The organism is Flavobacteriales bacterium (assembly GCA_025210295.1).
Taxonomy (GTDB): Bacteria; Bacteroidota; Bacteroidia; order Flavobacteriales_D; family Parvicellaceae; genus S010-51.
The window spans coordinates 29,961-43,669 of sequence record JAOASC010000004.1 but is presented as its reverse complement, the minus strand read 5'-3'; the positions used below and the strand labels follow the sequence as shown (position 1 = coordinate 43,669).

At 33.9% G+C, this 13,709-nt stretch carries 12 protein-coding genes; 3 read left to right on the top strand and 9 right to left on the bottom strand.

The annotated features are described in order from the left end of the window. The 3 genes from N4A35_01120 to N4A35_01110 all read left to right on the top strand — a co-directional run. Nucleotides 1–803, top strand: an 803-nt coding sequence (locus N4A35_01120; protein ID MCT4579990.1) for a fibrobacter succinogenes major paralogous domain-containing protein, incomplete at its 5' end; no start/stop codon positions are given. Nucleotides 804–1,045: 242 nt separating this feature from the next. Continuing rightward, a complete protein-coding gene (locus N4A35_01115; GenBank protein MCT4579989.1) occupies nucleotides 1,046–1,987 on the top strand; it encodes a hypothetical protein in 942 nt (313 codons plus the stop codon). Between the two features lie 632 nt (nucleotides 1,988–2,619). Continuing rightward, a complete protein-coding gene (locus N4A35_01110; protein MCT4579988.1) occupies nucleotides 2,620–3,996 on the top strand; it encodes a thioredoxin-like domain-containing protein in 1,377 nt (458 codons plus the stop codon). An 81-nt stretch (nucleotides 3,997–4,077) separates the two neighbouring features. On the opposite strand, the gene N4A35_01105 is transcribed toward N4A35_01110, so the two are convergent. The 9 genes from N4A35_01105 to N4A35_01065 all read right to left on the bottom strand — a co-directional run bounded on the left by N4A35_01105 (nucleotide 4,078) and on the right by N4A35_01065 (nucleotide 13,703). After that, nucleotides 4,078–4,527, bottom strand: coding sequence for a GatB/YqeY domain-containing protein (locus N4A35_01105; GenBank protein ID MCT4579987.1), 450 nt, complete (start codon nucleotides 4,525–4,527; stop codon nucleotides 4,078–4,080). Nucleotides 4,528–4,546: 19 nt separating this feature from the next. Beyond that, nucleotides 4,547–4,861, bottom strand: coding sequence for a DUF4286 family protein (locus N4A35_01100; GenBank protein MCT4579986.1), 315 nt, complete (start codon nucleotides 4,859–4,861; stop codon nucleotides 4,547–4,549). 6 nt (nucleotides 4,862–4,867) lie between these two features. Beyond that, a complete protein-coding gene (locus tag N4A35_01095; protein ID MCT4579985.1) occupies nucleotides 4,868–6,691 on the bottom strand; it encodes a tetratricopeptide repeat protein in 1,824 nt (607 codons plus the stop codon). Beyond that, nucleotides 6,692–7,216 (bottom strand): hypothetical protein, encoded by a 525-nt coding sequence (locus N4A35_01090; protein MCT4579984.1) that lies wholly within the window; start codon nucleotides 7,214–7,216, stop codon nucleotides 6,692–6,694. It lies immediately after the preceding gene. 7 nt (nucleotides 7,217–7,223) lie between these two features. Further along, nucleotides 7,224–8,492 (bottom strand): serine--tRNA ligase, encoded by a 1,269-nt coding sequence (gene serS / locus N4A35_01085; GenBank protein ID MCT4579983.1) that lies wholly within the window; start codon nucleotides 8,490–8,492, stop codon nucleotides 7,224–7,226. Between the two features lie 122 nt (nucleotides 8,493–8,614). After that, entirely contained in the window at nucleotides 8,615–10,144 is a 1,530-nt protein-coding gene (locus N4A35_01080; GenBank protein ID MCT4579982.1) for a hypothetical protein, read from the bottom strand. 98 nt (nucleotides 10,145–10,242) lie between these two features. Further along, nucleotides 10,243–11,556 carry a hypothetical protein gene (locus N4A35_01075; protein ID MCT4579981.1) on the bottom strand — a complete coding sequence of 438 codons (1,314 nt, stop codon included), beginning with the start codon at nucleotides 11,554–11,556 and terminating at the stop codon, nucleotides 10,243–10,245. 7 nt (nucleotides 11,557–11,563) lie between these two features. Beyond that, nucleotides 11,564–12,871, bottom strand: a complete 1,308-nt coding sequence (locus N4A35_01070; GenBank protein MCT4579980.1) for a hypothetical protein — start codon at nucleotides 12,869–12,871, stop codon at nucleotides 11,564–11,566. Nucleotides 12,872–12,986: 115 nt separating this feature from the next. Then, nucleotides 12,987–13,703, bottom strand: coding sequence for a TIGR00730 family Rossman fold protein (locus N4A35_01065; GenBank protein MCT4579979.1), 717 nt, complete (start codon nucleotides 13,701–13,703; stop codon nucleotides 12,987–12,989). Between the last annotated feature and the right edge of the window lie 6 nt (nucleotides 13,704–13,709).

Below are 13,709 nucleotides of genomic sequence, written 5' to 3'. Positions count from 1 at the left end.
TTTCACACTGGATATCGTCGGCAGCGTCTGATGTGTATAAGAGACTGATTGATGGGGAAACCCGAGTAGAAAATCTTCCAGATCATAATCCTTTAACAGATAACTTATACGTGGTAGCCAATAGTTCAGGAGATTTACACCGAGTTTCGATTTTAGATTTAGCAGCTCAAATAAAGTTAATCAATGAGTATCCAACAGGAACTGTATTTTGTACACCTGTACCCACAGCAATCGTTGATGTCGTAAATCCAACGACAGGAAAAACATGGATGGATAGAAATTTAGGAGCAAGTCAAGTTGCAACAAGTAGTACAGATGCTAATGCTTATGGAGACCTTTACCAATGGGGACGTTTTGCAGATGGCCATCAATGTAGGTCAAGTAATACTACATCAATCAACGCAACTGTAGACAGTCCTAATCATGGAGACTTTATTTTGGAGGGGAATTTCCCTTTCGATTGGCGTGTACCTCAGAATACTAATTTATGGCAAGGAGTCAATGGAGTTAATAATCCCTGCCCAAAAGGGTATCGAATTCCAACTAATGCAGAGTTGGATACTGAACGTGCGAGTTGGGGAGCTGACAATGCTACAAGTGCTTTTAACTCTCCACTTCGTTTTACAGCAGGAGGATATCGACATGGAGGTTTTAATACTATCTATAATCTTGGTTCGCGAGGTTATTATTGGGCTAGTACAGTAGATGGTGTTTATTCTAGGTTATTGAGTATGAGTACTGGTGCAGGGATGGGGACTGTAGACCGTAAGTCAGGACATAGTATTCGTTGTATAAAAGAATAATAAAAGCCTATAGCTAGTGGTTGCGCTCTTATTTTTTATGTTGGTTTAATGTGTCGCTACTAAATTATAGGTTTTGTTTATAAGCTCTAAGTTATTTTTAATTTAGAGCTTATCTATTTTAGGAGGTATAGTACAAAAACATATTGTTTTTATTTGAAACTTATGCTAGTTACCCTATCTTCATAGCTTGAGTATCCCCTAGAGCAATAGTCTCGCTTGTATTTTGGGATGAGGTTAAAAAGATGAAAAAAATTGAATTTATTGTAAGATTAATTAGTATAGTTATAGCAACGTTTACGCTGTTTATAATACCAGCTCAAAATATCGGAATTAATGCGGCAGGTGCGTTACCTGATCCGTCTGCGGCTTTGGATATTAGTGCAAACGATAAAGGGGTGCTATTTCCTCGTATAGCATTAACAGGAACCAATGATTTGGTAACAATAGCTTCTCCTGCTACTAGTTTATTAATTTATAATACGGCTACAGTATCAGACGTCACTCCTGGCTTTTATTATTTTGATGGATCAATATGGGTCCCAATGGGTGGGAGTACCGCAGGAAATGATTGGTATGAAGTAGGAGGAACTACTCCAGCTGATCAAATAACCGATACGATTTATACTAAAGGAATGGTGGGTATAGGAACGGCAAGCCCTACCGAAACATTAGAGGTTAATGGGTATTTAAAAATAATAAATGGAACAGAAGGTGAAAATAAAGTTTTGGTATCTGATGCTTTAGGAAGGTCAACTTGGAAAGCATTGCCTGGTACTTGGATGGCTTATTTATCAGAGGGAGAGAGTTTTCCTGGACTAGGAGGACAAGTGACTATTAATTTTTCAAATGCCTCAGTTGTAGGGCAGGGAGGAGGAGCTAATGTAACAAATGATAACATAACGGTGCCAAATTCAGGAACGTATAAGGTTTCAATTTCAGCCTGGGCCTCAGGATTTACAAGTCCCTATCTCGTACAATGGGAGCTAAAAGTTAATGGAGTTAATACATGGGAACCACATTATTCAGGTGCGTCTTCCTCATGGGGAACTAGCGCGTCTACTTCTACGCTTCTGTTTTTAAACGCTGGGGATATATTATCATTGGATCGTTTATTGTCTACTCCTGGAGGAAGTAATGATGGGGCTACCAATGAAGTGATACTTTCAGTGGAATTTATTGAGTAAAAAAAACGAGCTTTAGATTTTTAATCTAAAAGCTCGTTTATAACACCAATATACAGGTAGAAATCTTTTTAGGGGGTAGCCTATTTTTATTTAACGGGGTAATTTATATAATTTAATATTTAGTGTTTAAGTTAATTTACTAATAAAAAGAAATATAGGTCAATTTAATTGACGAACATTAAATAAAATCGGATAAAATAAATTATGATGTTTGTTTTGATGTAAAACATATTCGTATTGATCTAAATTGAACCTTTCCCTTTTATTAGTCATATTGTCTAAAGTTGTATTCTGTAGTTGAACGAGCTGTTTGTCTTGTTTAACTAAAAACCAATACAACCAAAGCGCTTTCTACTTATGTTTGAACTAAGTAACAAGTTGTTGTACTACGATTTAATTTTGCCAGAATTATAAAACGAAGTAAAACAAAATAGTTTTGAACTTAAAATAGTAAGCGTATGATGAAGTCTGAGATTTAATAGCTCCTAAGGAGCGGTAGAGTTGGTATTTTTTATGACTACCCGTTGAAAAGAAAAGAACCATGTCTAAGTAACTTTTTCTACTATTTATTAGGAGGATGAATGTAAGTTAAGGAGAACTGGTCGTTTGTATAATGGATTAAATAAATTAATATGGGAAGAGTCGTTGTAATAGTATTATTAATTGTGCGTGGGATGGTATCTTATTCACAAACATTAACAGGGGAATTCTTTTTTCATGCCGAGCAGCAAATAGAGCTATACGGTCACACTGGTTTAAAGGCTCGATTATTGGATAGTTGCAAGGCAGATAGTTTGGGTCGGTTTGAGCTCAATTATTCCGTTCTAAATAAAGGGATGGGATATCTTCAAGCTTCCGATTATTCAACTATTCCGATTGTGCTTGATGGAAATAATATTAAGCTTTCGGGAACACATTTGGTAGAATATGAAAGTTTTCGCTTTGTGAATAGTATTGAAAATAAAAGTTACTACGATTATATCAATGCACATCAGCAACATGAAGCTGTTTTATCTGGATGGAAATATACCTTAAAGCAATATCAAGCAAATAAGGTATACCAAGAGCGTCAGCAAATCATCAGTATTATTCAAACTCAAATTAAGGAGGTAGAAGCAGCGGATGTTTTTATGATTAACAGTTTACCCGATAGCAGCTATGTCAAATATTTGTTACCTATTCAAAATCTTGTTGAATCTATAGCTACAGTTGCTAAGTATTACCCCGAAGAAATTCCATCGAAATTAGCCCAATTTCGATCAATAAATTATGCTGATAAAAGACTGTATTACAGTGGGATGCTAAGTAAGCTGTTAGATGCTCATTATTGGCTCATCGAGAACAGTGGAAAACCATTGGATAGCGTTTTTGTAGAAATGAATCTTTCAACAGATTTACTCTTGGAGAGTTTAGAAAATGATAATAAAGTTTTTAATGAAGTTACTGATTACCTCTTCGACTTATTAGAAAAGCATAGCCTTTTTAAGGCTTCTGAATATTTAGCACTTAAAGTGCTAACTCAAAATAGCTGTACAGTTGATGCAGATTTAGCGAATCAGTTGGAGATATATAGAACAATGAAAGTGGGGAATAAAGCCAAAGATTTGTTATTTAATGGAGTAACGGTAAAGGAAGGAAAAGAGCTGCAGAAAAGGTCTCAGTTTACCCACCTGTCTTCAGCTTACAAGCTTATTATATTTGGTGCTAGTTGGTGTCCGAAGTGTACTCAGGAAATACCAAAAGTCAGTAGTTTATATCATAAATGGCAGGGAAAAGGAATGGATGTAGTACTGGTATCTTTAGACAATAATAAGGAAGATTATATTAGCTTTGTTAAAGATTTTCCATTTCTTTCTACTTGTGATTTTAAACAATGGGATACACAAGCAGCCAAAGATTATCATGTGTTCTCAACCCCTACAATGTTTTTATTAGACCGAGAAAATAACATTGTACTAAGACCGAATTCTATAGAACAGGTTGATGCTTGGATTGAGTTTTATTTATAAATCAAAGAATGACAATAAAAGTGAAGTGAGTATCGAATAATAGTCGTAATGGCTATTATTCGATACTCCATATTAATCGTTTTAACTTAGTTCCTGCTTAACAATTTTAGAAATTAGATTTCCATCAGCTTTTCCTTTTAGTCTTCCCATTGTCGGTCCCATTACTTTCCCCATGTCTGATGGTGAAGACGCTCCAACTGAAGCAATAATTTCCTTGACTACTTTAGTGATTTCAGCTTCACTCATTTGTTCAGGAAGGTAAGCTTTTATTACAGAAGCTTGAAAATTTTCCTCATTTGCTAAATCTTCGCGCCCCTGTTCGATATATATTTTTGAAGCATCTGTTCGTTGCTTATATAGTTTTTGTAAAATACTAAGCTCAGCAGCTTCAGTAATTTCTCCATTATTCCCTTCTTTAGTCGCTTCTAATAATAAAGCAGCCTTAATCGCTCTAAGAGCAGCTAACTTCTCTTTCTCTTTAGCTAACATGGCTTGCTTGATATCTCCGTTTATTTGTGCTGTTAAACTCATAGTTTATATTTTGTATCAATTAAAAATCTTGTGTATGTATTACTTCTAATAAGGTTCTGAATGCTGCAAATTTTCCCTGATATTTACTAGCGTGTTCTTGTTGTAATTGAGCTGCATGATTGTTGAGGTATTGATCTAGCTCTTTTTGTGATTCGCAAAAGTATTGAATAGAGTAGCTAGTGCCTCCCTCTGTTTCAGCATTGATTTTGCACATTAAATTACGTTTAAAACAGCCTGTATTCATTACATCTGGAATATGTTGTTCTTTCATCCATCTTAACCATTCTTCTTCAACTGAATGATCAATATTTACAGTTACGTTATATAAAATCATAATGTGTTAATTTGTTATTGCTCTGTATCGTTTTCTAGCTTCTATTAAAAATAGACTGCCCGGATATTGAAAAAGTAATTTTTTATAATATTCAGCAGCTTTTGATTGATCTTTAAGTAATGTCTCATGAATAATACCTAATTCATATAAAGCATTATCAGCTAAAACGTCTTCATTAAAATTAGTAGCGATTTGTTCTAAATAACCGATAGCAGCATTGATGTTTCCCTTTTTACGTTCAATAGTATGCTTTTTCCACAAAATTTCATCTTCTAATGAATGATAAGGAAACATTTTATTGAGGGTGTCATATTTAGCTAAAGCTTGTTCATATAAATGTTGTTCAATCAATAAATCAGCACTTGAAAACAATTGCATTGGTTTTTCCGTAGTATCGAGTCCTGTATTACTGGTAATTAACAGCGATAATTCCATAGCATCATTGGCGATTAGCTTTGAGGTAGAGGCCTTTAAAACATCCAATTGAGCTTTAGCCCAATCGAAGTCCCCAGTGTAATAGTAAATTTTGGCATTTTTATATTTAGCCTCATGGCCAATAGGATCTTCCTTAAAGTTTTTTTCAACTTGCATGTAATATAAAGAGGCGTCCCAAACTTCATTCTGTACAACTAAAACATCAGCTAACTGAATCTTAACTTTAGCTTTTTCTTTGGAGTTTAATCGAGGGAATTTTAGAGCATCTTCTAATAAATCTCGGGCAGCTTGCGCATCATTAATATAATAAGCATTCAAATTAGCTAATTCTTTAATTAGTTGGATAGAGTAGCTATTTTTTCCCAGATCTTTTAAAGTATTTTCATAATCTTTTTTAAGAGCTAAGACTTCTTCTTGAGTATAGCTTCTTCCTGAAGTTATTTTCTTCTTTAAAGTTTTTAGTCGGTTACTTTTAGCAGCTCGATAATACCTTGAGTCGGACGATAATTCAATAATGTAATCGTAAGCTTCAATAGCAATGTCGTATTCTTCATTATTAAAACAAGTGTTTCCGAGGTTATAGACACGTTCACCTTCACCCTGCTCTCTTTTGTCAAGAGCTTTAAGTTGGATAAGGGCGCTTTTAAAGTCTCCTTTTTGAGTGAAAAACCATGCTAATAGTTCATTGTAAACCGGTTGGTTAGGGTGGGCTTGAACTCTTTTTAATAATTCTTTTTTTAATAATTCGACTTTTTTAGGTTCCTCATTAAAGTCGATGGAATTATTTAAACCACTTTGGGTTTGCAGTAAAAAACCTTCATTAACATCAACAAGGTTGAGTAAGGTTTCAATCATTAATTCTGTTTTCCCTTGTCTATTGTATAATTGAGCGATTTTACGATTATACATATAAGGGTTTCCTTTAGCAAATTGATTGGCTTTTAAATAGGTTTCGACAGCATATTGTAGTTTATTTTCCTTTTCAAATAATAGGGCTAATGTTCCTATTTTATTTGAACGTGTATGCTGATCGATGTTATTAATAGCCTTGTCATAATATGCTTTAGCTTTTTCAGCATCTTCTGCCAAATCATAAACTTTTCCTAAGTAAACATAGGTCCTTAACTCCTTAGGGTTCTTACGTTGATACTTTTTAGTAAGCTTTTCTGCTTCCTTGAGTTCTTTTAGTTCGACATGGCAATTGTAGGTATAGCTGAAGTTATAAAAAGAGGGGTTCGCAGTGTATATTCTTTGGTAATAAGTCAAAGCTTTATCGAACTCTCCCTGGTTATAATAATTTAAAGCCAATCTCTTGTCTTGTTCAGATTGAGAAAAGGAAGTAATAGCCCCTACAGCCAATACCAGAAATAATGCTATTTTAAAAAAATAATTCAATTAAAAACTAAGTGTTTTATTTTTGATATAGCCAGCAATAGAGTCGTGAACAAAAAGAATTCTATCAGCATTTTCTACATACAAATTAACCATGCTATCAAGTTGATAAACATTCTTGTTTTCGTTTATTAAAGCATTTTTTAATTGCTTCCCTTGTATAGCAGTATTCTCTATATCTTCTTTTAAAATAGAGAGTTGACTATGCATCGTTTCAAAGTTGTTTCCAATTATTTCTTTGTTCTTATTCAGTAGTTTAGTGCTTGTTTTTACATTTTTATAAAAATCTAAACTATTCATAAACAGCACATCTACAGTGTCTTTAAAATAATAGGACTTAATTAATTCAATGCTGGTGTCGTATTGTTTTTTTGCATCTTTCAAAGCCTGATGATCGATAGCAGTAAACTGTTTCTCTAATGCATCAACCTTGCTTGCTAACTGTTCAACTTCGTTGAGCGCTTCATGATCTTTTGATGAACAAGAAAAAAGTAAACTTGAGATTAATAAAATTGCAAGATGTTTCATAATAAGATTATATCATTTCAAAGCCAGTGTAAGGAACTAAAGCCTTAGGAATTCTAATCCCTTCTGCTGTTTGATTGTTTTCCAAAAGAGCGGCAACTATTCTAGGTAATGCCAATGCACTACCATTCAAAGTGTGTGCCAATTGTGGTTTTCCTCCATCTTCTCTAAATCTTAGCTTAAGTCTATTCGCTTGGAAAGTCTCAAAATTTGAAACAGAACTTACTTCTAACCATCTTTCTTGCGCTGCTGAGAAGACCTCAAGATCATAGGTGAGGGCAGAGGTAAAACCTAAATCTCCTCCACATAACCTTAAAACTCTATATGGGAGTTCTAATTGATCCAATAATGATTTAACATGATCAACCATATTATCCAATAACTGATAACTTTGACTAGGATGAGCAACTTGAACAATTTCTACTTTATCAAATTGATGTAGACGGTTCAATCCTCTAACATCTTTTCCATAAGAACCAGCTTCTCTTCTGAAACAAGGAGTATAACCTGTTTTCTTAATAGGAAAATCCTTTGCTTCTAAAATAACATCTCTAAAAATGTTAGTAATAGGAACTTCAGCAGTAGGAATCAAAAAAAGATTGTCAGTTGCATCATGATACATTTGCCCCTCCTTATCTGGCAATTGACCAGTACCAAATCCAGAGGCTTCATTAACTAATAGAGGGGGAATGACCTCTTCATATCCAGCTTTTTGTGCTTCATCTATAAAGAAGTTAATCAATGCTCTTTGTAATCTAGCCCCTTTTCCATTGTATACAGGAAAACCAGCTCCCGAAATTTTTACACCTAATTCAAAATCAATAAGGTTATATTTTTTTGCCAGTTCCCAGTGTGGTAAGTTATGTTCTCCTAATTCAGGAACAGTTCCAGCGGTCATTACAACTTCATTATCTTCATCTGTATTTCCCTTAGGCACAATAGGATTAGGTACATTAGGGATCTGATATAGAATTTCATTAATTCTATCTTGAATTTTTGCTTCCTCTTCCTTTAGTTCTTTCGATTGGTCCTTAAGGGTACCAGTTTTAGCTTTTAACTCATTAGCTTCAGCTTGTTTGCCCTCTCTAAAAAGAAGTCCAATTGATTTCGCTAATTGATTACTTTCAGCTAAGGTGCTATCTAATAATCCTTGAGTTTTTCTTCTTGCTTCATCTAATTCAACGACCTCATTTAATAACGATGAAACATCAATGTTTCTAATATTAAATGCTTTTATAATCTCGTCTTTCTGCTCTCTAATTCGTTGAAGTTCTAACATTTTATTCTTTTTCTTTGGTATCTAAAAAATTATATGAACCAAAGGTAATAAAAAGATAAAAAAAGAGCTTATTGATATAAGCTCTTTTTAGTGTTTGTATAAAATGTATTGGAATGTCTCATTTATTGTATCCAAGATTGGTTGCTAATCATCAAAGCTTCTTGAACAGTAATACGATCACCATTATTATATGCCGTGACAAAAGGACCATCAAAATCATAGTTGTTTAACGAATTTCTTTTGTCTCTCGCATCTTTATAGGTGTTGTATCCATTTGTGGTGTATTTAACCCAACCTTCATGGTTTTCAAGGTTTACAGAACCGCTATAACCAAAGGCTTTTTTTATATACCTCTTAGAAACGGTATTGTGAGCAGCAATAATTTGAACTCTATACTTAACTCCATTCGTGTTTGATGTTGAACTAATAGAAGTAGCTGAGGTTGTTGCTCCAGTAGTGTTATCATACGATTGATTGTTACTAGAATTGTTTGAAGTCGTATTATTGGAGTTGTTATCGCTGTTGTCGGCAATGATCCCACCGTCAACATCTATTGTAGATGTTGCAATTCTAATTTTCTTAGGTTTGTCATCTTCGATTAAGAATTCAGCTGAAAATGAACCTCTAATAGAATAAGTTCCAGAAACATTTTCCGTTGGAATTAGACGATATTTAACAGTTAGTTGTTCTACATTTCTTGGGATTTGACTCCATAAAAATTTGGCTGAATTATCAGCAAACTTAAAAATAGACCCAGCAGCTTCAACTTTTTCAGCTTTAAATCCAGCAGGGATTTCTTCCTTTACTCTTGCAAAACCACCATTGATACCTTTGTTTATATTTACAGAAACAATGAAGTTTTCTCCTTGCTTTTGAATCGATCTTGTACATTTTACATCCCCAGGAGGAGTAGAAGAATTAGTGCTTGATTCATTGGATGACGGAGTGTTAGTAGCTACAGCTTCAACAGTCTCGTTTTCTTCTTCACCTTCTAATACAATAGGATCAGGTGTATTATCTGTTTCTGTTTCTGTATTTTCAGGCTCTTCAGAACTAGCTATGGAAGTGTTGTTTTCCTCTTCCTCATTGGTAGTCGTTGAACTTGAAGTATCTTCAGTATTGGTGCTTTCAGGTGGCGTTACAGCTTCTACAGTTTCAGTTTCCTCGCCACTTTCATCAACTACAGGGTCTTCAGTTGTTGTACTAGCTATAGCTCCATCTCCTGAAATCGTAAAGTTAAAGGGCTGAATATCTTTCTTTTTACGCTCATCTTCATCCAAGTATGAAAAGCTTCCTGTTATGGTCTTACTCCCTGAAGCACTGGCATCAGCAATTACTCGATATTTTAAGGTAATTTGATCAGTTGGCTGTATAGAATACCAAATAAATAAAGCACTAGTCTCATTAAATGAAAATGACGCTCCTTCAGTTTCTATATCCTCTATTTCTATGCCTTGCGCATTAGTTAAATCTAATTTTAACCTTGCAGGACCAGCTACACCTTCTTTGGTAATAGCAATCGTTACTTCTATCTCATCTCCAGCTGCTACTTGTGAACTCCCAGATTGGGTAATAGAAACATCTCCGACATATAATAGAGGAACCATAAGCATTCCTACGATATTTAAGGATATAAATAGTGATTTATACATAATTAACTTTTTGGGTGTGTTTTGTTAATATCTTACAAAAATGTTGATAAAGGTAGGTTATTTTTTGTTAATGTCCAATGGACTGGTATTTTTTTAATTTATTGTTCAAAGAAATAATCTACTAACTTATGGAGGTCTTTAACAGTAAAACTATTCGTACCATCGAAGAAACCATCAAATGCATCTTGCATTTCTTGAGTGGAGATTAATCCATCAGTATTGGTATCAACGGTTTTTAAATTCTCAGGCATGTTTTCACCAATTTTTTTACTAGAAATATTACTCTGAGCTAAACGTTGTTGAATATCGGCAAAGATATTGTCTAACGTTTCAGTACTAGCTTCTTTTGAGAAAGTAGTTTTACGTTCAGTAACAATTCTATTTTTTTCTTCTATACGTGCTTGGATTAAAGAGTCTGTAATGGCTTGTCCTATTTCGTCAACATTCATTCCCTCAGGAGTATCTAATTGTTGATCCTTATAATCAGGAACTCCGTCTTTATCCCCATCAAGAGGACAACCCTTTTTATCAACTTTTGCATTCCAAGGAGTTCCTTGACAATCATCTTTAATATCTGGTACACCATCTTTATCTCTATCTGAACGATTAATCTTTTTAAAGTCTACATCTTTATAAAGGTCTTTATTTTTTTCCTCTTTTGTTTTTCCTTTTCTTAAAATATAGTGAAGTGAAAAACCGCCATTAAAAAAACTATCGTTTTTATCATCTTCAGCTACATTGTCAATATAGTCACTCATCAAAAAGTTATAAGTCCCATAGATTCTTCCTTGAAAACGTTCGGTAATTTTCCATTTTAAACCTAAAGTAGCAGGAATAGCAAATGTATAATTGTTATAATTACCACTTAATGGAGTCTCAAAGTCGTAATCTCTTTTGGTAATAGGAGTGTTATATGATGCGTCTGGAGAATTCTGTGCTACAATTCTAATAGAGCCATCATCCCAATAATGATAATTGTTCCCATCTTTATCTACTAAGTCAGCAGCAGATTTAAAGCTAAAAAGTTGAAATCCTGCAGCTATATAGGGAGAAAAAGGAGATTGTTTTTTCATGGTGACATCATTGTCAAAATTGAAAATTAAGTTAATCCCAAACTGTTGAACATCTGCTTCAAAATTTCGATAGGAAATACTGTCTAATGTGTTTTCATTGTACGAGAGTTTCCCTAATAATCCCGCTAATTCAACTCCTAATATTTTTCCAAACCTTCTTTCTAATCCAAAATTATAATACGTTTTGGTATTGGATAAAATAGATTCGTTAGAGTTTCCTATTAAATCTCCGTTATATCCTGCTACACCAACTCCCGCTCCAATTGAGAGCAAGTCTTTTTCTTGCGCAAAAAATGAGGGGATAACAAGTAATAAAAAAAATAAAGTTTTTAATTTCATAATTGATTTATTGTTCAAAGAAGTAGTCGATTAAGTCATGTAGTGAATGTACAGATAGAGAACTTGAACCTTCAAAGAAAGCATCCATCGCATTAGAAACCTCTTGAGGTGAAATTAAACCATCTTTGTTAGTGTCTACCTCTTCTAGGTGAGGTGGTATTTGACCTTGGGTTCCTCTTTTCTTTTTAATTTCGTCAAATATTTTGTCTAATGTTGCAGCAGAAGCATCTTCAGAAAAACTAGATTTACGTTCGGTAATCATAGCTAACATAGCCTCCTTTCTTTCTTGAATAATTTCATCTGTTAATGTTCGTCCCTTTTCATCAACAATTGCTCCTTTAGCTGTATTATCTTCTTCATCAAGATAATCTGGAACACCATCTTTATCTCTATCTAGAGGACAACCAACAGCGTCAACTTCTACCCCTTTTGGAGTGTTTTGACATTTATCAATGTCGTCCGAAACTTTATCTCCATCTGCATCTGAATTGGCAATAGCAACAAAGTCCACATCATCATATAAATGTCTTCGCTCTTTGTTTTTCATTCTTAAAACATAATGTAAACCAAACCCTACATTAATATTTTTATCATTATTGTCATTGGCTTTAATATTGTCAACCCAATCTGTAAATATGATGTTGTAGGTCCCGAAAAAACGACCGTGGAAGCGAGGTGTAATTTTCCATTTTAAACCTAATGTCAATGGTACAGCAAAGCTGTTTCTAGCATAATTTGTCGTAGAGTCTGTTAATTGTGTTTCATATACATAATCCCTGTAAAGAATAGTTGCATTTGGCGCATCTTTGTCATTTTCAACAATATCATTAATTGTTCCGTCACTCCAGTATTGATAGGCAACACCATTCTTGTCTTTTAAGTCAGTATAAGAATCAAATTTTAAATAGTGAAAACCAGCTGAAATATATGGAGCAAAAGGAGTTTTACGCTTTATCAAAAGATCATTGTCAAAATGTAAGACGAGGTTGATTCCAGCTTGAAGTGTTTTGGATTCAAAATTGCGATTTTTTAATACATCTTTTGAATGTTCATTATACGAAAGCTTTCCAAAACTCGCATCAATTTGAGCTCCCAAAATATTACCAAAACGTCTTTCAAAATTGACATAATGAAAAGATCTAATATTGGCTAGAGGGCTTACCTCCCCTTGGATACCAATGTCTCCCATAAAAGTAGAAAAGCCGGTTCCAGCTCCTAATGTTACTAACTCTATTCTTCCATCATTTCTTGTGTGTTGTGCAAGTACTTGCTGAAAGATAAGAACAAATAAAAGGATTAATGTAAAGATTCTCATAATGATTAACTTTTTATAAAAATTGCTACCTATTTCAATAAAATTAAGACAGATAGCAATAGTAAATATATTAAAAATTAATTGGTTGGCAAGTATTTGCCCAAATTCGTCATTACTAGAAGTTAGGCGTTAACATGTGTTTTTTGTAGAATTTATTAATTTCATCAACAGCTTCTTCAGCAGTATCTACAAGTACCATTAAGTCTATGTCTTCAGGACTAATGTTTTTCTCTTGATCTAATAACACTTCTTTTACCCATTTTAAAAGGCCACTCCAGAAATCTTTTCCAACAAGAATAATTGGGAATTTACCAGTTTTGGTCGTTTGAATTAATGTGATGGCTTCAAATAGTTCGTCTAATGTTCCAAAACCTCCAGGTAATACGATGAATCCCTGAGCGTATTTCACAAACATTACTTTTCTGACAAAGAAATAATCAAAGTTAATTAATTTGTCGTGGTCAATATATGGATTTCCTTCTTGTTCAAAAGGTAAGTCAATGTTCAGTCCAACTGAAATTCCTTTTCCTTTTTTAGCACCTTTATTTCCAGCTTCCATGATACCTGGTCCTCCACCAGTAATTACTCCATAGTCATTAAGCGTTAATTGGTAGGCGATTTCTTCAGCTAGTTCATAGTATCTTGTACCTGGTTTAGTTCTTGCAGATCCAAAAATAGAAACACATGGTCCTATCTTTCCTAATCTTTCATATCCCTCTACAAATTCAGACATGATTTTAAAAACCGCCCAACTATCATTGGTTCTAATTTCATTCCATGTCTTTTGCTTAAATGCTTCTTTTACTCTATCTCTTTTTTCGTTATTTTCCATAATTCG